The 22,930-nt window shown below is 44.5% G+C and carries 17 protein-coding genes; 9 read left to right on the top strand and 8 right to left on the bottom strand.

Annotation, left to right across the window (positions count from 1 at the left end; genetic code table 11):
• Positions 1-265 precede the first annotated feature (265 nt).
• Both QQL36_RS25185 and QQL36_RS25180 read left to right on the top strand, forming a co-directional pair.
• The gene (locus tag QQL36_RS25185) at positions 266-3,028 is read left to right on the top strand and encodes a TonB-dependent receptor (RefSeq protein WP_321567170.1); all 2,763 of its coding nucleotides are present in this window, start codon (positions 266-268) and stop codon (positions 3,026-3,028) included.
• Positions 3,029-3,031: 3 nt separating this feature from the next.
• Positions 3,032-4,471 carry a sulfatase-like hydrolase/transferase gene (locus tag QQL36_RS25180; protein WP_321567169.1) on the top strand — a complete coding sequence of 480 codons (1,440 nt, stop codon included), beginning with the start codon at positions 3,032-3,034 and terminating at the stop codon, positions 4,469-4,471.
• A gap of 71 nt (positions 4,472-4,542) precedes the next feature.
• On the opposite strand, the gene QQL36_RS25175 is transcribed toward QQL36_RS25180, so the two are convergent.
• The 6 genes from QQL36_RS25175 to metX form a co-directional block, all read right to left on the bottom strand.
• Positions 4,543-7,293: a TonB-dependent receptor gene (locus QQL36_RS25175; protein ID WP_321567168.1), complete on the bottom strand. Its 2,751-nt coding sequence runs from the start codon at positions 7,291-7,293 to the stop codon at positions 4,543-4,545.
• A gap of 152 nt (positions 7,294-7,445) precedes the next feature.
• Entirely contained in the window at positions 7,446-10,568 is a 3,123-nt protein-coding gene (locus tag QQL36_RS25170; RefSeq protein WP_083725415.1) for an efflux RND transporter permease subunit, read from the bottom strand.
• A 3-nt stretch (positions 10,569-10,571) separates the two neighbouring features.
• Positions 10,572-11,654, bottom strand: coding sequence for an efflux RND transporter periplasmic adaptor subunit (locus QQL36_RS25165; protein ID WP_083725417.1), 1,083 nt, complete (start codon positions 11,652-11,654; stop codon positions 10,572-10,574).
• Between the two features lie 19 nt (positions 11,655-11,673).
• A complete protein-coding gene (locus tag QQL36_RS25160; protein WP_083725419.1) occupies positions 11,674-12,972 on the bottom strand; it encodes a TolC family protein in 1,299 nt (432 codons plus the stop codon).
• Positions 12,973-13,077: 105 nt separating this feature from the next.
• The gene (locus QQL36_RS25155; RefSeq protein WP_143708935.1) at positions 13,078-13,398 is read right to left on the bottom strand and encodes a hypothetical protein; all 321 of its coding nucleotides are present in this window, start codon (positions 13,396-13,398) and stop codon (positions 13,078-13,080) included.
• A 149-nt stretch (positions 13,399-13,547) separates the two neighbouring features.
• A complete protein-coding gene (gene metX, locus QQL36_RS25150; protein ID WP_321567167.1) occupies positions 13,548-14,564 on the bottom strand; it encodes a homoserine O-acetyltransferase MetX in 1,017 nt (338 codons plus the stop codon).
• A 229-nt stretch (positions 14,565-14,793) separates the two neighbouring features.
• Here metX and QQL36_RS25145 point away from each other — a divergent pair, with 229 nt between their 5' ends.
• The 5 genes from QQL36_RS25145 (at position 14,794) to QQL36_RS25125 (ending at position 20,169) form a co-directional block, all read left to right on the top strand.
• A complete protein-coding gene (locus QQL36_RS25145; RefSeq protein WP_083725425.1) occupies positions 14,794-15,216 on the top strand; it encodes an OsmC family protein in 423 nt (140 codons plus the stop codon).
• A 57-nt stretch (positions 15,217-15,273) separates the two neighbouring features.
• Positions 15,274-16,455 (top strand): trans-sulfuration enzyme family protein, encoded by a 1,182-nt coding sequence (locus tag QQL36_RS25140; protein ID WP_321567166.1) that lies wholly within the window; start codon positions 15,274-15,276, stop codon positions 16,453-16,455.
• 162 nt (positions 16,456-16,617) lie between these two features.
• Positions 16,618-17,193: a hypothetical protein gene (locus QQL36_RS25135; RefSeq protein WP_143708937.1), complete on the top strand. Its 576-nt coding sequence runs from the start codon at positions 16,618-16,620 to the stop codon at positions 17,191-17,193.
• Positions 17,194-17,219: 26 nt separating this feature from the next.
• Positions 17,220-17,570 carry a hypothetical protein gene (locus QQL36_RS25130; RefSeq protein WP_321567165.1) on the top strand — a complete coding sequence of 117 codons (351 nt, stop codon included), beginning with the start codon at positions 17,220-17,222 and terminating at the stop codon, positions 17,568-17,570.
• 67 nt (positions 17,571-17,637) lie between these two features.
• A complete protein-coding gene (locus QQL36_RS25125; RefSeq protein WP_321567164.1) occupies positions 17,638-20,169 on the top strand; it encodes a DUF5686 and carboxypeptidase regulatory-like domain-containing protein in 2,532 nt (843 codons plus the stop codon).
• Positions 20,170-20,264: 95 nt separating this feature from the next.
• Here the strand turns inward: QQL36_RS25125 and QQL36_RS25120 are convergent, their stop codons facing one another.
• Positions 20,265-20,387: a hypothetical protein gene (locus QQL36_RS25120; protein WP_255373884.1), complete on the bottom strand. Its 123-nt coding sequence runs from the start codon at positions 20,385-20,387 to the stop codon at positions 20,265-20,267.
• Positions 20,388-20,627: 240 nt separating this feature from the next.
• Here QQL36_RS25120 and QQL36_RS25115 point away from each other — a divergent pair, with 240 nt between their 5' ends.
• The gene (locus tag QQL36_RS25115) at positions 20,628-20,834 is read left to right on the top strand and encodes a hypothetical protein (RefSeq protein ID WP_083725435.1); all 207 of its coding nucleotides are present in this window, start codon (positions 20,628-20,630) and stop codon (positions 20,832-20,834) included.
• A gap of 124 nt (positions 20,835-20,958) precedes the next feature.
• Positions 20,959-21,990, top strand: a complete 1,032-nt coding sequence (locus QQL36_RS25110) for a rhodanese-related sulfurtransferase (RefSeq protein ID WP_083725437.1) — start codon at positions 20,959-20,961, stop codon at positions 21,988-21,990.
• Between the two features lie 249 nt (positions 21,991-22,239).
• On the opposite strand, the gene QQL36_RS25105 is transcribed toward QQL36_RS25110, so the two are convergent.
• Complete coding sequence (locus QQL36_RS25105; protein WP_083725439.1) at positions 22,240-22,899, bottom strand: efflux RND transporter periplasmic adaptor subunit; 660 nt, start codon at positions 22,897-22,899, stop codon at positions 22,240-22,242.
• Between the last annotated feature and the right edge of the window lie 31 nt (positions 22,900-22,930).

The raw sequence follows: 22,930 nt of genomic DNA, 5'->3' as shown, positions 1-22,930 counted from the left end.
TGCTTCACGGCTTTTAGGGCCGATGAGGGTTACAACAAAAGACGCCCTGGGCCATCTGGTCCCAGGGCGTCGCCTATTTCAGGGGGCTTTAATTCCTGCTTACACACGATCTGATTCTCTGATAGCCCCGTTTTTTAAACTGGTAATTAATCCTTTCCCGTAAATATTTTTTCCTCTCCATTAATCTTTCCTTTATTATATTTGTCTACTTATTTAGTAGACTAATGGCCATTGTCTCTCAAATTAAAAATATCGTCGCAAAAAAATGAGAGCAATATTAACACTGATAGGCATGTTGATGACTATAACAGCACATGCACAATTAACGGGGAAAGTAGTAGATCCGGATACAGGCACCCCTGTTCCGGGAGCGAGTGTATTTATTAAGTCTACCACGACAGGGGCGCTGACCGATACGGCGGGGGTATTCCATTTACCTTTTTCGGGGGCATTTCCCGTGAAGCTGGTGGTGACTTACGTTGGTTATGGTAATAAGGAAGTGGTGCTAAAGAATGCCAGCTTTGTTACAATTACGTTATCTGAAAAACAAATTACACACTTGAATGACGTGGTAGTGACAGCGTCACGTCATTCGGAATCCATCCTGCGTTCACCGGTTACCATCGAGAAGTTAAGCAGCAGGCAGCTGGCAGAAAGCCCGGCCGTGAGTGCCTATGAGGCGATTTCTTCACTAAAGGGGGTGAATACGTTGAATACGAGTTTGCTGTTTACAGTGTATAATACACGTGGGTTCCAGAATCCTACGAATTTGCGGTTTGTACAGCTGGTAGATGGGATGGATAATCAGTCGCCGGTATTGAACTTCCCAATAGCGAATACGATTGGCGCAGGGGATCTGGATGTGGAGAGTGTGGAGTTGATACCGGGGGCGTCTTCGGCGCTGTACGGGTTGAGTGCAACGAATGGGTTGGTAAATACAATCACGAAGGATCCATGGTTGCATCAGGGGCTGAGTTTTAATTATAAAGGAGGGGTAAATAATCTTCATAATCCTTATAACTATGTGTCACCCTCAGCATATACCAGTATTTCATTGCGGTATGCGAAAGCGATTTCTGACCGGTTGGCATTTAAAGTGAACTTTGCATATACCCGTGGGAGTGATTGGGCTTCCGGTGATACTGCCAGGCAGACAAATTTGAATGCAGGAATTGGGTATGGTTCAATAGGCACACGTCAGGATCCCGGGTACAATGGTGTGAATGTGTATGGCGATGAAAGTTATCGGACATTGACTCTGAATAGCCAGAGTGTGGTAGTAAGCCGCACAGGTTATAAAGAAGCCGAGCTGACTGATTATGCATCTAAATTGCTGAAAGCAGATGCGACCTTAGTGTATAAATTCAATAATGATACCCGGTTGTCTTATTCTTATAAAGGTGGGATCGTTGATAATATTTTTACCCGTGCAAATAAGCTGAAGTTTAAAAACTACACAGTACAACAGCATGGGATCACATTTAAATCTCCTGTGATCTCTTATAAGGGATATGTGAATACGGAGAACTCAGGGGATTCTTATAATATCCGTTTCCTGGCTGATAATATTAATCGTACGTGGAAGAGCGATAGCCAGTGGTATAGTGATTTTACTACCGCATTTAATAGTAACTATTCTTCTGAAGGGAATATGAATACTGCCCTGCAGGCCGCAAGAACCGCTGCTGATAACGGTCGTATTGAAGCAGGTACTACCTCTTTTAATCATATAGCCGATAGTTTAAAACGCATTGGCAGCTGGACTTCAGGTGCGAAGTTTATTTCCAGAGGGTATTTTATTCATAATGAATTGCAGGCGGATCTGTCTAAATGGACCTCTAAAATTTTGGATGTGCAGATTGGTGCAGATTACAGATTTAGTTCTTTGCGCTCTGATGGTACCTTTTATCCTGATACTACGGGAAGTCCTATTACCACATGGAAAGGCGGTGCTTTTGTACAGTTAAGCAGGGAGATTATTCCCGGCAAATTAAAAGCGACAGGTTCCGTGCGCTATGATAAGGCACAATATATAGATGGACAATTCACTTCACGGCTTGGGTTGGTGTATTCTCCTACACCTCAGCATAATTTTCGTTTATCTTTTCAGAATGGTTACCGAATGCCTGTATTCCAGGATGCGTGGGCAAATCTGCGCTTAGGTACTACGCAGGTATTGGGTGGTATCAAACAGAACCTGCAATCCTATGATATCATAGGGAACTCTTACTTCACTTCCAGTATAACAGCGTTTAATACGGCTGTCAACAAAGCTGTGAACGCAGGTACAGACAGGGATGAAGCTATTCAGGCGAATAAATCCCTGCTGGTAGCTGCGCCTATCAATTACATCAAACCAGAGAAGAACTTAACATTTGAACTGGGCTATAAGGGCTCATTGTTGAATGATAAATTGTTTGTGGATGTATCTGCTTTCTGGGTACAGTTTGATGGATTTATACAGGGTATTGGCGTGGGTAAAGTAAATCTCTCATCTGGGATATCCAACGATAGTCTGGCAGCAATCGCAGTAGCCGGAGGTAATTATTCCAGTTATTCTGTGTATACGAATACACCTTCTAAAGTATATAACTATGGAGTATCTCTGGGTGTAGATTATGTATTACCAAAAGATTATCATTTCTCTGCGAATGCGACTTATAATGGGTTTGATCAGGCAGGGACGAAGGATGCTTACCTGAGTTCAGGAGGGTTTAATACACCCAGTTTTAGTGGAAGCTTTAGTTTGGGGAATACGCATGTGTATAAAAACTTTGGATTTAATGTGGCTTATCGCTGGTCAGGTGGTATTAACTGGGTGTCCAGTATTGCGAATGGATATGTACCGGCATGGGGTTCACTGGATGCGCAGGTTTCCTATCATATTCCCGCAGCGAAGAGTACGATCAGGATCGGTGGAAGCAATATCCTGAACAAATATTATACGCAGTATATGAGTGGGCCTTCTATTGGCGGCTTGTATTATGCGAGCTTCACTTTTGATGAATTATTCAGTAAAAAGCACTAATAAATGAAAAGAAGATTTTTGTTACCTGTCGTATTGGGCACAGCTGTATTGTGCAGCTTTACAGGCAAAAAGCCGGCGCCTAACCGCCCGCCGAATGTCATTGTAATATTGGCAGATGACTTAGGATATAGTGATCTGCAGGCGTATGGAAATACGAAAGTACGGACGCCAAATATAGATGGATTAGGGAAGAGTGGGATACGGTTCACCACTGCATATGCAGCAGCGCCAATTTGTTCTCCTTCCCGTGCGGGGTTGATCACGGGGCGTAGCCAGGTAAGATTTGGATATGAATTTATGCCAGATGGTAGTGGGGCTGCACAGAATGGGTTGCCCGCTTCTGAGCTCACGCTGGCGCAGTTGCTGCATGCGCAGGGGTATGCTACTGGCATCGTAGGCAAATGGCACCTGGGTACTGGTGATGGCTTCTATCCTGATCAGAAAGGATTTGATTACAGCTATTATTTTCAGGCAGGGTTATCTCCTTATACAGAAGGGGAACTGGATACCACTAAATATGTGGGCATTCGTGCACCATGGGCATTGACGGATAAGATTGCATGGACACCACGTAATGGCGCGACTGCTATTCGAGAAGGCAGAGAGGTCGTGCAGGATACGGGTTACCTTACTTTTTCTTTGGCTAATAAAGCTTCGCAGTTTATACAGCAGCATAAAGACAAGCCTTACTTTTTATACCTGACCTTTAATGCGCCGCATGATCCATTCCAGGTGCCAAAGGCTTATTATAACAGGATAACTACTGAGAAGGATTCTCTTAAACGTATTTACTATGGTATGATTGAAGCACTGGATGATGCTGTGGGTCAGGTATTGGCGCAGGTGAAAGCATCTGGTCAGGAAGATAATACGATCATTTTCTTTACCAGTGATAATGGTGGTGCAAGTTATACCCGTGCGACAGATAATTATCCTTTGCGGGGTGGCAAGTGTACGCACTTTGAAGGTGGTTTGTCTGTACCATTTTATGTACGCTATACGGGGCATATAACCAGCGGCGTGACATCAGCACAGGAGATATCTTCGCTGGATATTTTTGCTACTGCTGCGGCATTGTCCGGTGCGACACTACCTGCTGACAGGACTTATGATGGAGTGAACCTTGTACCTTTTTTACAAAAGGGAACGTTGAATAAGCATCCCCATGAGCAATTTGTTTGGAGAAGTGGGTTTTCAAAAGCGTTTAGGAGTGGGAACTGGAAGTTAGTGGTGAATGAGCATGATAAAAAAGAATGGTTGTTTGATCTGTCTAAGGATAGGGAAGAGAAAAATGATCTGTCAGCGTCACATCCGAAGGAGTTGAAACAATTGAAGGAGGAGTTGAAGAAGTATGAGGATACGCAGGTGCATTCTCCTTTGTGGGAGAGTCGGTATAATGCGACAGTTTCGGAGAGAGGGGAGGAATATACTTTCCCGATTTAAATATTTTTGAGTACTAAATTGAAACGCTTTTGCCGATGGCAAAGCGTTTCAATTTAGAGGTTGTTTTTTATTTATTTCAGAAGGTCTTCGAAAAGCAAAGAGACATAATAAATACCTCCTGCCTTTGGATTACCAAATGATGTTTGATAATAGTGGTTAGTTATATTCGAACCACCAACTTTAATTGTCGCATTCACTTTTGGAATTCTATAGTTCACCTGTGCATCCAGCGTAGCATACGCCGCTACTTCACCCTGCACAAAACTACTATTCCACGTAAACGCATCCTGCCATCTGTACATCACATTAAATCCAAGATTCTTATATACATTCCTGTTTGACAAACCTAGATTGAAACGATATTTAGGCGTGTTAAATGAATTAGATAATGTCTTTGAATCCTTCGTGATATCATTGTAGGATACATTGCCAGTAATGGTCCATTTACCAATCAAATATTCCAGTCCCAACGCACCTCCTTGTGTGACCACATCAGAAGGATTGTTTACATAAGTCGCAAAGATATTTGCTCTGCTAAATGATGGATCGGAAGCCAGCGGCTGTGTAGGCTGGATCAGTACCAGGTAAGAAAGGAAGTTTTTATACTTGCTGTAATAGTAGTAAGCATCTATCAACAGGCGGTTATTGATCAGCCCCTTATAACCTACTTCATAAGAACTCACGCTCTCAGGTCTGAACTTACCAAAGGTATACGTTTCCAGTTTGGTAGGATCGCCGGTTGCAGCATATTGCTGAACGCTTGCCTGTGTATAGCCTTTTGTATTATACAGGTCATACTTTGAGATCAATGCCGGCAAGCCACCAATCAGTCTTGTATTGGAGCGGATAGGTAAATCTATGTACTGGTCCTGGTTGGTAGGATTACGATAAGCTGTCTGGAAGGAGAGCCGGATATTGTGTTGTGGTGCTACTGTGAATACACCAGAGATACGGGGTGTAAACCTGCCATCAAAGTTTTCGTTCTTATCATAGCGCACAGAACCTGTCAGTTTAATCCTGTCATTTACCAGTTTCTTCCCCACCTGTACAAAGCCACCGTATTCATTGATTCCAATACGTCCGTTTGCATCGTCGAAGATGGTACCGTCTGAGTTAAGTGCGTAATGGCGGAAACTAGCTCCTGCCTGCAATTCCAGTACTTTTACATGATCCGTGAAATCATAGAATCCTTCATAGTGGTACAGGTTTGTTTTATCATTGAATTTAGCACCATTACGATCAGTACCAAACCCGATGTAGCGTTCCGTAATTGTCTTTTTCGCTGTGTTAAAGTTTTCAGAACCTGGTACTAAACGGTTTCTGTCTGCATATCCACGGGCAATGGCATGTGCTTCCAGATCCGTCTTTACACCCGGTGCCCCCTGAAATACACCCAGTCTTGCCTGGTTGTAAACAGTGGCATATTCTGCAAACCAGCCACCTGTTACAGCGCCATTAGCATCGTAGGTAGCACTTGGGCTGTAAGTTTCATTGAGCAGGGTACCAAGCGCAGTCGCGTTGTAGGCTTCGCCTGAACGTTCCTGTGTGGTATATGCTCTTAAATAGAAGCGTTTGCCTCTCAGTTCCACCTTATACTGTCCCATGTCGAAATTGCGGAGAGAGTAGCGGTCGGAGCCGGTATACACCGTGGTACCTTTACCCCAGTTACCCTGAATAATACCTTCCAGGTTATCGGTAAATTTATAATGTAAAGCACCGCTTAATTTTAAACTTTTAGTACCATAATCCACCAGGTCTTTTTCCCTGTAACCGGTACGTGACACTGCCACCCCATTCAGGTAACCGGCGCTGGTGCCATAGGTAGTTGTGATTTCATCACCATACACATTCACCCCATCATAATTGGGATCTGAGGCATGTGAGAAACCCGCTTTTGTCTTGCCATTTAAACGGTCATAATTAGTAGAATCCAAAGCCTGCCAGTCATCTGCCTGCAGGTAGCAGACGTTCAGCTTAAATGCAAAGCGACCAAAAGCTTTTGCATAGCGGGCAGCAATGTCCGGGATATAACCTACATAAGGTTGTTGTTGCTTACCTACATGGTTTACACCACTCTGCAACCGAAGGCTCAGTCCCTGGTATTCAAAAGGGCTTTTGCTGGTCATAAGCAGGGTACCGTTCATCCCACCTGCACCGTACAGGGCGGAAGATGCACCGGGCAGTAATTCAACAGAAGCGACATCCAGTTCGGAGAGGCCTAATATGTTTCCTACAGAGAAGTTGAGACCGGGGGCCTGGTTATCCATACCATCTACCAGCTGATTGAAACGGGTGTTCCCATTCGTATTGAAACCACGGGTCGTTACGGTACGGAAGGTGAGGCTTTGCATACTGGTTTCCACGCCTTTCAGAGAGGGGAGTGCATCGTAGAAATTGGGGGTAGGTGTTTCCCTGATGGCGGTAGCATTGAGTTTTTCGATCGACACCGGGGAGGCAAGGATAGATTCTGATACACGGCTGGCGGCGACTACTACTTCTTCACCCAGGATTTCGGTGGAGCTCAGCTGAATATTGTTACTTTCTTCATTCGAGACCTGTACCTGTTCGCTTTTAAAACCTACGGATGAGAAAATAAGTGTCAGCGGCAACGATCGGGTCGTGTTGAATTTATAGTGGCCGCTGCCATCGGTGATAGTCCCCGACAGGGTACCTTTTAAACTAACGGTTACACCAGGTAGGGGTTCGCCGGTAGTCTTATTAGTTACGGTACCGGTAATGGTCTTTTGCTGGGCGTATGCTAACGTGAAAAGTTGTAATAACAGCATACAGCACAGACTGGCTTTTACAAAGCAGTTCTTCATATAGTGGCGATTTTTCGATTTTGATTGACGGGGTGTATAATTTTAATTGAATATAGGTAAATTATGTTAATAAAAACAAAAAGGAAGGCTTCCGCTGTACGTGGAAGCCTTCCTTTTTGGCGCTGGCTTGCGGCTGGCTTTATTAAATTGAATTAATCCATTTTTTGACCAACTTTTCTATATCCAAGATAGAAGAACAGCGGGAATACTAACAGCGTCAGAATTGTTGCCGTAATCAGCCCCCCAATCACTACAATTGCCAGTGGTTTGGAAGTCTCGGAACCTATTCCTTTGGACAATGCCGCCGGTAACAACCCGATTGCCGCCATCAGTGCTGTCATTACCACCGGACGTACCCTTTCGCGCACACCATCCCTTATGGATATTTCAAGTGTATGGTGGTTGAAGTCGTGCTTTTTCACCTTGCCCATGTTATTCTTAAACACCGATATGAGGATCACCCCGTTCTGTATACAGATACCAAAGAGTGCAATGAAACCGATACCTGCAGAGATACTGAAGTTTGTGTTACTTATGAGCAGGGCAGCGATACCCCCGATGATCGCAAATGGTACGTTGATCAATACAAGGCCTGCATCCTTCACATTTCCAAACATCACAAACAGGATCAGGAAGATCAGCATCAAACTGATTGGTACTACCTGAGTAAGGCGCTGAGTGGCACGTTGCTGGTTTTCAAAGTCTCCCGCCCACTGCATTTCATAGCCTTTATCCAGCTTCACATCCTTATTCACTTTGGCCTGTGCTTCCGCAATCACACTACCCATATCACGACCACGTACAGAGAATTTTACAGCAGTATAGCGCCTGTTATCATCTCTGAAGATGATGCTCGGACCTGTCAGGGTCTTGATGTTCGCAATGTTTTTGATAGGTACTTTTGCACCACGCAGGGTAGGTACCATCAGGTCACTGATCGCTTCTGCATTGTTACGGTATTGCTCTTCGTAACGCAGACGCAGCTGGAACTTACGCTCACCTTCATAGATCTGTGTAACGGCTTTACCACCAATCGCCATTTCGATAATCGCATTGGCATCGGCAGTCGTTACACCATACAGGGCCATTTTATTTTCATCCAGTTCAATATCCATTTCAGGCTGACCAATGTTCTTGATGACACCTAAGTCTGTCACACCCGGAATGTTCTTCATGATATCATATACCTGATTGGCTTTGCCTTCAGTATACACCAGACTATCTCCATAGATCTTCACACACAGGGAACCTTTCACACCGGATACCGCTTCTTCCACGTTGTCCATGATCGGCTGGGAGAAGTTCAGGTTGATACCCGGATACACAGCCAGTTTCTGCTGCATACGGTCAATCAATTCTTCTTTCGTAATACCGCTCTTCCATTGTTTTTTTGGATAGATATCCACATGGAATTCGATGTTGTAGAAACCTGTTGCATCCGTACCATCATTTGGACGACCGGTTTGCGACATCACCTGTTTTACCTCCGGATAAGACAGGATAATACGCCGCATTTTGTTGGCGATAGATTTGGATTCTTCCAGCGATACGCTGAGCGGACAGGTAGCACGGATATAGATCGCACCTTCATCCAGCTCAGGCAGGAACTCACTACCCAGGAATTTGAAGTTGAACAGACCTACTACCACTAAACCAACCGCAACCAGCAAAGAGAGCCGTTTATTTCTATATGTCCAGGCGAACATTTTCATTACACCATTAGTAATGAACTCCACAAAAATATTGTGTTTCTCTCTTACATTCTTACGCAGTAAAATACTACTGAGCAATGGAATCAGGGTCAGGGTGAGGATCAATGCACCTAAGAGCGCAAAGCCCAGTGTCCATGCCAACGGAGAGAACATCTTACCTTCTACTTTCTGGAAAGAGAAGATAGGCAACAGACCTGCGATGATGATCAGTTTGGAGAAGAAGATCGCTTTACCCAGTTCACCACCGGTATTCTTGATGATACCCAGTTTGGAAAGTTTGTTGAACCGCTCCATACCCATCTGGTGTGCCCGCTGATCTAACAACACAAAGATCCCTTCCACCATCACGACGGCACCGTCAATGATGATACCGAAGTCAATCGCCCCCATCGACAGCAGGTTCGCAGACATGCCTTTTAGTGTGAGGCAGATAAATGCAAACAGCAGTGCCAGTGGAATTACAATCGCCACGATCACAGTCGTACGCCAGTCAGCCATAAAGAGGAATACGATCACCGTTACGAAGATGATACCTTCCAGCATGTTGTGCAATACGGTGTGTGTCGCGAATTCGATCAGGTCACTACGGTTATAGAATGTATTGATCTTTACATCGGGAGGCAGCACTTTGTCGTTCAGGTAGGTAATCCTATCCTGCACACGTTTGATCACCTCACTTGGGTTTTCACCTTTACGCATGACGATGATACCTTCCACCACATCGTTCTGTTTATCACGACCTACCTGACCTAAGCGGGGCAGGGCAGAGATAGCCACAGTACCGATATCTTTTACTAAAATAGGTGTACCATTGATGTTGTCAACGATGATGTTACCAATTTCTTCCGCATTGTTCAGCAAACCAATACCACGTACTACATAAGCCTGTGAGTTATCTACGATCACATCACCACCTACGTTGATATTACTTTTGGAAATCGCGTTTGATACATCCAGTGGGGTGATATTATAAGAAGCGAGCTTCTGTGGGTTTACGGCAATTTCATACGTTTTTACTTCCCCCCCAAAGCTCACCACATCGCCTACACCAGGTACGTTCAACAGGCGACGTTCAATCACCCAGTCCTGCAGTGTTTTCAGCTCTCTCACCGTCTTGGTTTTGCTCTCCAGCGTATAGCGGAAGATCTCACCGGTAGGGCCGGTAGGGGGCTGTACATCAGGGTCTGCACCATCAGGCAGTTCCACATCACGGAGCAGGTTGTTTACCTGCTGACGGGCAAACGCATCGTCCACACCATCTTCAAAGATCACTTTCACCACTGACAGACCGAATACAGTCGTAGAACGAACAGATTCTTTTTTCTGTACAGGGTTCATGGCTATTTCCACGGGCACAGTCACAAACTTTTCTACCTCTTCGGCACTTCTGCCAGGCCATTGGGTAATAATAGTGATCTGAGTATTTGTTACATCCGGAAAAGCCTCAATGGGAATATTTTTGAATGCGATCACACCCCATACGACGAGGACGATGGTCGCAAAACCTATGAAAAGCTTATTCTTTAACGAAAAAGCAATTATCTTTTTTATGACTTTCTGCATGGATTATTTTGTATTAAGGGCATCATAAATAAATACCTGTGAGCTGGTCACTACCTGGTCATTTACCTGCAGACCAGAGATGAACGCCCTGTTGTCGATACGTCGAATCACTTTGATCTCACGGATTTCAAGACCTTTGGCTGTTTTTACTACTACATACTGCTTGCTGTTGTCCATCACCACAGCATTGGCAGGGATGCTCAGCATGCTGGTAGCGGCTGGTTTGGTATTTACTTTTACAGTGGCAAACATCTCTGGTTTCAGTTCTCCACTTGCATTCTGCATGCTGATACGCACCTGCATGGTACGGTTGGCAGGATCCAGTACATTGTATACTTTGTCGATTTTACCGATGTAATCCTTTTCAGGATTTGCGAGGGTAGTGACACGTACTTCGTCGCCCAGTTTGATAGCAGGAATATCTGCTTCGTATACATTTGCGATGATCCAAACGGTATTCAGGTCGGCAACAGTGAAGAGGTTCGCGCTGTTGTCCTGGCGAACTTCGGAGTTGTTGCTAATATTTTTCTCAATTATATAACCGCTGATCGGTGCTTTCAAAGTATATGCTGAGCTGCTGCCACCGGTGATGCTGGCTACGGAGCGGGCGCGGTTCAGTTCAGATTCAGCTTTCTTTTCTTCGATCTGTGCACCCAGGTAATCCTGTTGGGTAGCTAGGTTACCTTCGAAGAGAGACTTCTGGGTTTCAACATTTTTCTTCGCCAGGGCTACATTGGACTCGGCCACAGATACATCGTTGCTGATGCCTGCTACTTCGGTACTTTGCAGTAAGGCGAGGAGCTGACCCTGTTTTACAAAATCGCCCAGTTCTACATTCACTGATCTGATCTTACCACTCACCAGCGCATATACTTTAGCTTCTTTGGTTTCGTCCGGAACGATCTTACCATTCAGTTTGATTGTTTCCGAAGGATTTTCAAATGTAGCTGGTGCGGTTTGCACATTCTTTACCAGGCTATCTGACAGTGCGTTTTCATCTTTGACTACTTCAGGCGTGTGACCACCACATGCTGTAAGCATGCATCCGAGTGCAACAGGAAAGAGATATATAACAAAAGGTTTCATGACTATACTAAGGTTGTGATTAATTATTGAACAAAGTTTTACCAACTGCGAAATTGAGCGTCTCTATAGCTTGCATCCTATCATTTTGCAATTGGTTTAGTTGCAGCATATTTTCTTTATAAGAGTCGTAGAAGTCAGTGAGCTCCAGCAGGCTGAGGTTCTTTTTCAGGAAGTTGTCAGTCACTGATTTCAGCAGTTGTTCGAACTGCCCACGGAACTCCGGATCTACTGATTCCAGCATTTTGTCTGTGTTCAATGCTTTCACATAAGCGGTTTGCACTTCATTTTCCACCTTTTGTGTTTGCTGAGTTACCAGTAGCTTATTCTGATCGATGCTGTAGCTGGCAGATTTGATATTACCCTGGTTCCTGTTGAAGAAGGGGAGATCAATACCGACAGTAAGGAAAGAGGCATTGTCCACGAAGCTGCCGCGCTTATCAAAGTCTGCACCGAGGTTCAGGTCAGGTACAGCCATGGCTTTTTGCAGTTTCAGGTTTTGCTGGTTATAGAGCAGATTGTTTTGGGCCATTAGCAGATCCTGACGGTTGGCATATGCGGTGTCTACCAGGCTGGCCAGACTGGTATTGCGGATAGCAGGCAGGTTTGCCGCTGCATTTTCAGGCATATCAATTACATAATATGCATGATTGTTTGCGAGTAGGATCTGCAGTTCAGATTCGATATCAAGCACCTGGTTTTCCATAGCAGTGCGGTCCGCTTTGAGGCTATAAAGCAGGGAGCGGAGACGCACGGCGTCTTTCAGGGTTACGAGACCTTTGGACTGTAAATCCTTGTAGGTAGCATCCATCTTTTCAAGAGCGATGATCTGGTCTGCATAAGCCCTCATAGAATTCTGCAGGTAGTAAGCCTGGTAGAAGTTACTACGGAGAGAGTAACGCAGGGTTCTCAGCAGGTCGAAGAAGGCATTTTCAGACATGGCCGCAGTCGTTTGCGCGAGCTTTACCTGTTTGTTTCTTTTGCCTGCCAATGAGATGAGCTGGGTAATGCCGATCTCATATTGACCATGTTGATTGCTGACATCAAAAAATTGTTTCCTGTCAGGATTGTACAGATTCCCGCTTACCTGAAGGGTGGGATTGTTGTACAATTTAGACTGGATGATCTGCGCGCGGGCGATAGAGATATTGTATTTCTCTGCCAGCAGGTCCAGGTTTTTATCCAGGAATTGTTTCTCCGCATCCTGCAGGCTAATGTGCACGGTGTCCTGTGCAGATGCCTTGAATGCGAATAACAACATAATGATACAACTGGCTACAATCCGGGGAGGGCGCTTTGTTTTAGAATCCCGACTATACATCTGATTTGAATTTAATACTATTTTAATGTGTTAGGTCTGTATGTACACGAAGCTCCTTTATCAACCTGAAAAGCTGATAAAAGTTCATGACTTATAAAGTAAAAGTTAGACTTCCGGGGGTGGTGTAAGAATTTCGTAGGCGATAGCCAGCGGCTTTTGTACTGCCAATAGCGGGTACGCCACAGCTAAGTCGCTGGTAGAGGGTTCCTGTCTGCTACAGGCGATTTCCTGTTGACTTGAGATATAATAAGACACGCTATTGCTTCCGGTGAAATAGTGTGGCTGATCATCGTCTTCGTCCTGCTGGTTGACCTCTGTATTGCCCAGCACTACATGATTGACAAAATCGAAGAGTGTGTTGACATCATTGATCTGTCGGCCTCGGGTATCATAAATATCCTTCTCATCCGCGACCGGGATAAACATAGTAGTCGCAATATGTAGGAAGAGTAATATGTATGAAAATGCCTTTGTCATGCTAAATCTGATACAAAGATAGATGGAGGCTATAACAGTTTAAAGGGTCTTAAGGAATTTTAAGACCTTTTTAATCAGATTTTAACGCATTGATCAAATTATAATAACCAGTTATTTAACAGTGTACCTATCATATCTACTTCGATGAGGAAACCATCATGGCCATACGAAGAATCGATTTCGTGATAGGTAGCGTCCGGAATATGTTTGGCGAGGAAGTGTTGTTCTTCAGGTGGGCAGAGCACATCGCTGGTGATACCTACAATGAGTGTAGGTTGTTGAATGAGGGCAAGGGTACCTGCCAGATCGGTGACACGGCCGCGGGCGATGTTGTGACTATCCATCGCTTTGGTGAGGCGCCAGTAGGCCTGGGCATTGAAGCGTTTTACGAGTTTGTCGCCCTGGTAGTTGATATAAGATGCAGCCTTGAAGTCGTCGGTCTTATCATTGTCCGGGTCGGACTGGGTACGAACGAAGGTCTGGTAGTTACGATAGGTGAGCATACCAATGGCTCTGGCGGCTTTTAAGCCGTTTGCGCCGCCATCCGGACGATGTTCCCGCCAGGTGCTGTCGGCCTCAATAGCGAGACGCTGAGCGGTATGTATGGCGATTCCCCAGGCGCTTTCGGAAGCGCCGGTGCTGAGCAGGCAGAGCTGACGGATACGGGTTGGTTCCAGCAGTGCCCATTCCAGGCTTTGGTAGCCCCCCATGGAGCCGCCCATGAGCAATAGAATTTCGTCAATGCCCAGGTGTTGGCGCAGCAGGGTATGTGCCTGCACCATATCCCGCACGGTTATTTGCGGGAAGGTGGAAAAATAAGGCTTCCCGGTTGCAGGATTGATGGAAAGCGGGCCTGAACTGCCATAGCAGGAGCCCAATATGTTTGCACATACAATGAAGTGACGGGCAGGGTCAATAGCCTTGCCCGGACCAATGAGGCCTTTCCACCAGTCGGCTACATCCGAATTGGCGGTGAGGGCATGGCAGATCCATATCACATTACTTTTGCTATGATTCAGCGTACCGTATGTGTGATAGGCGATTTGCAACTCCGGTAACACGACCCCGGACTCCAGTGTAAATGTGTGCGTATTATGATAGATCTGTACCGTCAAAACCCCGGAAAAATTTGCGCAAATATAACATATGAGCCGTATAAGTCAAGAAAATGAGGAGAAATTTGGAAATCATCAAATTTATTAGCGCCTGAAGAAGCATGGAAAATGCATCTCCATTTTATTTATTCGGTGGCAAAATAATCTGAGCCTGTCCGGTTTTGAATAATTTATGACTTCTAAAAATCCTGCCGCATTGCTTATATTTGTAGGATAAATAACACCGAATATGAAGATTTCATTACAGAGAATCGACGATGCATTCAACATGGAAGCTGTAGATGAGCAGGGGCATAAAGTTTTAATGGACTCTTCCCTTGAGAATGGTGGTAAGAATAATGGCGTAAGACCTATGCAGATGTTGCTGATGGGACTCGGTGGCTGCTCCGCTATAGATGTAGCCATGATCCTGAAAAAACAGCGCCAGGAACTGACGGACTTTAAAATCGAAATAGACGGAGAGCGCGAAAAAGGTAAGGAGCCTTCCATCTGGGAGAACGTTCATATTATATTCCACCTTTCCGGCACCAGCCTGGACCCTGACAAGGCCGCAAGAGCAGTAGAACTTTCTATGACTAAATATTGCTCCGTTGCAGAGACCCTTCGTCGCGCAGGAGGCAACCTGACATGGGAAACCAGGGTAAATGGTTGATTGAGGCAAATAAATACTTGACAAAGTCAAATTGTACATAAACAACTTAAATAAGTAATGGAGAAAGATCAATACCGGCCGGAAACGAACGCAGTCAGAATACAAACAGAGAAGACGTGGCAGATGGAGCACTCTACACCTCTCTTCCTTACATCCAGTTTTACCTACGACAGTGCAGAAGAAATGCGCGCTACCTTTGCAGATGAAACAGATAATAATATATACAGCCGTTTCAGCAACCCGAATGTAGACGAATTTGTACGTAAAGTATGTAGCCTGGAACTGGCTGAAGATGGTTATGCTACTGCCTCCGGTATGAGCGCCATATTTGCGAGCTTCATGGCCCTTATGAAAACAGGTGATCACCTGCTCTCTGCCAGCTCTATATTTGGCTCTACCCATACTGTAATCACTAAGTTCCTTCCTAAATGGGGCATTGAGTACACTTACTTTGATATCAACAAACCAGAAACTGTAGAAGCGCTGATCAGGCCGAATACGAAGATGATGTTTGTAGAAACTCCTTCCAACCCAGGTCTGGAAGTAGTTGATATCAGCCTGTTGGCAAAGATCTGCGACAAGCATGGCGTTATATTAAATGTAGATAATTGCTTCGCTTCTCCTGTATTGCAAAAGCCGATCGCACTCGGCGCACACATTGTAACTCACTCCGCTACCAAGTGGATGGATGGCCAGGGCCGCGTATTAGGTGGGGTAGTAGTAGGTCGTAAAGACCTGATTAAGGAGATCCATACATTCTGCCGCAGTACAGGTCCGGCAATGTCTCCATTCAATGCATGGGTACTGAGCAAGAGCCTCGAAACCCTGCACATCCGTATGGCAAGGCATTGCGAAAGTGCGCTGGCACTGGCTAAGGCACTGGAAGGAAATTCACTGCTGCAATGGGTAAAATACCCTATGCTCGAAAGTCATCCTCAGCATGAAATAGCGAAGGCACAAATGACCGGTGGCGGTGGTATAGTATGTTTTGAACTGAAGGGTGGACTGGAACAAGGCACCCGTTTCCTGGATGCCCTGAAAATGCTGACCCTGACGGCGAACCTGGGCGATAGCCGCAGTATTGCGTCTCACCCTGCAAGTACCACACATGCGAAACTGACTAACGAGGAAAGACTGAAAGTGGGTATTACGCCTGGTATGATCCGTATCTCTGTTGGATTGGAAAATGCACAGGATATCATCGAAGATATTACGCAGGCATTGGAAGTGAGTAAGTAATCTATAGGACTCCTATACGGATAAAATATACATGTTTATATCGCTGATATTAATCAGGCGTTGGAAATAAGCAAATTATTTTGCATATTTGAAGGACTGAACAAAGAATAATCTTTCGTTCAGTCCTTTTTTATTTCCTTTTACCTACTTTTTTTAAATCCTATGCGTCGTTCATTATTCCTATGCCTTGCCCTTTTGGCAACAGTTACTGCCTTTGCGCAGCGTGGTGTAGCTATTCTGCCGTTCTCCGTTAACTATGGTATTCCCGCAGGAGAGGTTACACCTGAAATGCAAGATTACACTAAAAAGATTGGTGTCTTTTTACAGGAGGCGCTCTACAATTCTCTCTATGCCGGTGGCGATACGCTACAACCGGCAGGAAGAACAAACAAACTGCTTACAGATGCCGGTATTGAACCGGATCAGCCTTACTACCTGGACAAAACAGGGTTGTGCATTCTCCTGAAAGTAAAGTACGTAATTGCCGTACAGGTAACCTATGGTAAAGGCGCTGATAAAGCCAGGAAAGAGGGAGGCCCGGATTGGTTCAAACTAACCAACGATATGGACAAGTCCCGCGGCTTCAAACTGGAAGTATTTGCATCCAACGGGCAGAGTGCCTGGGATTACAAGGAAAGCTACAGCTGGAATCAGCTTATCGTTCCAAATTCGCAGGTATTCCAGGTTGATACTTATCAACGTGTGAAAAAACAAATTGAAGGCTTTTTACAGTTATAATAAGCCCTTTTTGTTATCTTCCCGTTATGAAGTCTTTCCCTCGTTTTATCTTAATCGTTATACTCAGTTATCTGGGTGGTTTATTTTTAGCATGGTGGACGGTGGCAATTGCGGCTTTTGTTGTAGCTGTAACCATTCCATTGCCGCCATTGCGTAGTTTTATGAACGGCTTCATTGCCGTGTTCCTGCTTTGGCTGGCATTAGCCTTCATGGCAGATGTACGGAATGACCACATCCTGGCAAACAGGATGAGCGAATTGATTCTGAAGGTTAAAAGTCCGATATTGATTGGCGTAGTAAGCGCATTTATCGGTGGGCTTACGGCAGGCCTGGGTAGTTTATCAGGTAGTTATCTGCGGTACAAAAGGACACTATAAAACTCATTTTTAGAAGGATCGTTTTTGTCAATGGCAAAAGCGATCCTTTTTCATATAAAAGGAAATTATGCACAGCACTGCATTGACAGTATTCTTTAGTATGTTGTTTAACCTCGCGCAGGCCACCATTGTCAAGGGACGTATTACGAATGAACAACAAATCCCACTTCCATACGCAACTATTTTCATAAAGGGTACCACTACTGGTACAACCAGCAATGCTGCCGGACAATATCAGCTGGACATTCCAGCAGGCACTTATACACTGGTATGCCAGTATATGGGCTATCGTAAACTGGAAAAACAAGTCATTATTACCAATACAGAACAGACGCTGGATTTTGCCTTACAACCCGTAAGCATGCAGATCAAAGAAGTGGTGGTTAAATCAGGTGGGGAAGACCCTGCTTACGCCATTATCAGGGCAGCGATCAAAAAGCGTAACTTTTACCGTCACCAGGTAAATGAGTATACCTGCAATGATTATATCAAAGGTATGTTCAAGCTGAGGGATGTGCCTGAAAAGTTTTTCGGGAAGAAGTTAGATAAGAAAGACATGGGTGTCGACTCTTCCGGGCAAGGTGTGGTATTCCTCTCTGAATCTATGACCCGCGTAGACTTTCAGGAGCCTGACAATGTAAAGGTCGAAGTACTCTCTGCACGTCAGAGTGGCGGTGGATTTGGGTTCAGTTTTCCGGCTTTTATAGACCTCTATGATAACAACGTGACCGCTGTTATTACTCAATTCAACAAACGTGGTTACATTTCTCCCATTGCAGAAAACGCCTTACTCTATTATAAATACCAGCTGGAAGGCACCTTCCAGGATGATGGCAAAACCGTCAATAAAATAAAGGTGATGCCCCGCAGGAAATTCGAACCATTGTTCTCCGGTTATATCTTTATCACGGACGACGACTGGCGGATCCACAGTGCAGACCTGCTACTTACACAGGATTATCAGCTTGAGATCATGGATACCCTGCGCATCCGCCAGATCCATGTACCTGTGAACAATGAAGTATGGCGTACCAAAGATCAGGTCATTACCATGAGCATCAAACAATTTGGGTTTGATATGGTGGGCAATTTCGTGAATGTATATTCAAATTACGACCTGCATCCTAACTTCCAAAAGAAGCATTTCGATAATACTATCATGCGGTACGATACCGCTTTCGATAAAAAACTACTGGCCTACTGGGATAGCATTCGTCCCGTGCCACTTGAAAAGGAAGAAGTAAAGGACTTCCGTGTAAAAGACAGTACTGCCCAGGCGGAGCGGGACAGCGCCAGGTCTTCCCGTACGCTCGATACGTTGCGCAAACACCAGCACCCTGTCAAATTTACCGACTTCTTCTGGTCTGGGGCAAAACATAACTATTACTTTCAGAGAGATACAGGAATTTATTCACATCAGCTGTCTATGAAAGGGTTGATTAAACAACTCGGGTACAACACTGTAGAAGGGCTGGTACTAAATGTGGAACCTGAACTGAAACTGAACCTTTCCCGGTCACAGGAGCTGAAGATCATGCCTTATATCCGCTATGGTTTCAGCAATACACACCTCAATGCCTGGACTTATCTGCAATGGACGCAGGAGAGCCGGATTCACAACCGCATTGGCCAGAATACCTGGATACTGGGTGGTGGGAAAAGGGTAAGCCAGTTCAATCACGATAATCCTATTTCTCCCCTGGAAAATGAGTTCTATACCTTGTTCCTGAAGGAGAATTATATGAAGCTGTATGAGAATTACTTTACCACGCTTCAGTTTACCCGACGGTTTGAGAACAATTCTTTCCTCAGGTTGGGGGTACGGTATGAGGATCGTATGCCATTGGAGAATACCACCGACTTTGTATTTTTTAAGAACAGCAATAAACAGTTCCTTCCCAACCATCCCTACGAGCTGGCAGATATTCCATTTACCCGGAACCAGGCTTTGGTGGCAGAACTTGGGTTCTCTTTCCAGCCAGGGCAGAAATTTATCGAGCTGCCGGACAGGAAGATCGCCTTTGGTTCCAAATATCCCATTTTTGGGGTCACGTATACCAAGGGGATCCATGGTATAGCGGGTAGTGATGCGGATTTTGATAAATGGCAGTTCCAGATCAAGGATAATATGAACCTGAAGCTATTCGGGGAGTTTATGTATAGGGTAAAATTGGGTGGATTCCTGAATGATAAGCATGTAGATATACCTGATTATCAGCACTTCAACGGGAACCAGACCTTCTATAATATCAACTATCTGAATAGTTTCCAGCTGGCACCTTACTACAGGTACAGCACGACGGCGCCATTTTATGCGACCGCCAATGTGGAGCATCATTTTAACGGGTTGCTGACAAATAAAATCCCTTTGCTAAACAGGTTGAAATGGAACCTGGTAGCTGGTTCTAACGCTTTTTATGTGAACCAGAATAACAATTATGTAGAAGTTTTTGCCGGGTTGGAGAATATTTTTAAGCTGTTGCGCGTTGATGTAATCGCGGGATACCAAAGTAAGGATGCGACACGCATAGGAGTGAGGGTAGGATTTGGAGGATTATTTGGTGGGATGGTGCGCCAGCAGAATACGCCGGAGCCATAGAGGCCAGCTCTTTCAATAAAAGCATTCCTCAAAGAGGGAATGAAAATAATTTCATAAAAAAAGGGAAAGTCTGCCATTGACCTTCCCTTGCCTGCCTAATATCTTTCCTTTCTTGTTTTATAGCTTTCTTTGGGATCACGATCATAAAAGTAAGCCAGGAGGCGGTATATCCACAATCCTACGATGAAGTAAAAGATGTAAAGAAAAATTGTACTCATAAAATTCACATTTTTGGGTTAAACGCTGATTACTTGTCCTGTTCGTTTAAGTCAAAAAGAGTGCCAAGTCTTAAAATTAATTTATATACAATAATAATCAGATAGTTATACGGGTTCAGATATGTCTGCGGCAACCTGAACTTTTTGTATTTGTAGCATGTTATAATATTTGTAATCTAAATTCAAGCCAGAATAGTCTGGACTTTTATAACATGTTCGTGTGAATTAAAATGTCCCCTTATGAAGAGAATTGCATTATTCGCATTCATCCTGGGTGTAGTACTTGCTACGTTCGCCTACTTTGCAGAAATCTATGACTGGGTAGGTTTACAGGAGTATTTAACGGTCGGTTTTACAGGTTATGTATTGATTATCAGTAGTGCAGCTTATTACATGTCATCCCTTCTATATGAGTGGTCCTCAGAACCTACAGTCTGGGAGGCGTGAAAATTTAAAAGTAGATTGTTACCTTTGCAGCTCCTGAAATTAGGTCAGGGGTTACGAAACCCACAAAGGGAATCGTAGAAATTTTGCTCACAAGGCAAGTGTTCTTAAAATTTCTACTAAAAAAATGGCACTACACAACCGTATTTCTGCAGCTGAACTAAAAGTAAAGCTGGCAGCAGAGACATTTCGTCGCGTCACCGTCTCGTTTTACCAGTACGCAAAGATTGAAGATCCACAGGCATTTCGTGATGACTTGTACCTCAAGCTCGATGAGCTGAAGGTATTTGGACGGATTTACGTGGCATCAGAGGGTATCAATGCCCAGATCAGTATTCCGGAGCATCACTTTGAGGAATTCAGGAATCGCCTGTATGGGTATCATTTCCTCAATGGCATACGTTTGAACGTAGCAGTAGATGATGATGGCAAATCCTTCTGGGTACTAAAGATCAAAGTGCGCGAGAAGATCGTGGCAGATGGTATCGACGACCCATCCTTTTCCATGGAAAATAAAGGTAAATACCTGAAAGCCAGGGAATTCAATGAACTTACTGACGACCCGAATACCATTGTGGTAGATATGCGCAACCACTACGAGTTTGAAGTGGGGCATTTTCAGAATGCGATCGAGGTGCCATCTGATACCTTTAGAGAGCAATTGCCGATGGCAGTTGATATGCTGAAGGAAAATAAAGATGCAAACATCGTGATGTATTGTACTGGTGGTATCCGTTGCGAAAAAGCATCGGCTTATATGCTGCATCATGGGTTTAAGAATGTATTCCACCTGGAAGGGGGCATCATTGAATATACGAACAAGGCAAAGGAGCAGGGATTGCCACTCAAATTCAAAGGAAAGAACTTTGTATTTGACGATAGGTTAGGGGAGCGTATTACAGATGAAATTATCAGCAGTTGTCACCAGTGTGGAAAGCCATGCGATTCGCATACGAATTGTAAAAATGATGGTTGCCATTTGCTGTTTATACAGTGTGAGGAGTGTGCGGCAAAGTATGATGGATGTTGTAGCTCAGCATGTCAGTCAGTGTATCACCTGGAACCAGAAGTGCAGCAGGAAATGAGGAAAGGAGCGGATAAGGGGCAGATGGTATTTAATAAGGCGAAACAGCGATTACGTCCGAGGATGAACGAATAGGTACACAATCCGGCATTCAGGTGCCGCAGGCGTGCATAAAAAAAAACGCTTCTGCCAAAAGGAGAAGCGAGTTTTTTTAATCTAATTGCTATTTCTAAAGGATATGAATACTTAAAAGAAAAACCGCCCCGCGTTGTTTCTTCTGCGGCGGGGCGGAGTAATTGAGCATGAAAACAGTTCAGACAAATTTTACATCTGAAAGAGCTGCGTTTGCATGTCCATTCTATCAACCTATATGCGAACTAAAACTTAATTCTCGCTTAATGCATCATAGATCAGCTGCTGGTGATCTAATATCACATTCTCTCCTGCATCCAGTCCTTTGCTGATATATGTTGTTTCTCCTGACGTTGTATAAGTCTCCACCTCTCTTAGCTGGATATTATACTTATCCTTAAACACCAGTACATAATTCCTGCAATGATCTGCGATCACGGCATTTTCTGGCACGGCTACCATATCATCTCCTTCGCTGTAATGTAAAATGACTTTCGTGAACATCTCTGGCTTCAGTAGTTTGTTCATATCATCCAGTTTTATACTTAACTGAATTGCATTAGAAGAAGAATCGACGGCATCTACAATTCCGTAGAAGATCTTGTCGGGTAGCGCTGCAGTAACAATTTCAGCTTTATAGCCTTCTTTTACATCATCGAGGTGCTGGGAAGAATAATCTACAAGGATCTCTATATCTTTCTGCTTATTGATCTTACCAGCCACTTTTCCTGAAAAATGTAATTCCATCTGCACGGGCTCTATACTGGCAGTATCTATCCGAATTGTCTTCAACATCGTATCACTCAGTACAAAGGTCTTTTTAGTCGCCCCGCCTTCCAGCTGCGGATGTTTGCAGCCCCCCAGGAAAAATCCTGAGGAAAGTAAAAGGGAGAAAAGAAAATTGCACTTCATGTCGTTCTTTAGAATAATAGCAAAATTCCCC

The sequence above is a fragment of the Chitinophaga sp. LS1 genome (assembly GCF_034274695.1).
In the GTDB taxonomy this organism is placed as follows: domain Bacteria; phylum Bacteroidota; class Bacteroidia; order Chitinophagales; family Chitinophagaceae; genus Chitinophaga.
The sequence above is the reverse complement of the archived record's forward strand: the minus strand, read 5'-3'. Positions and strand labels throughout refer to the sequence as shown.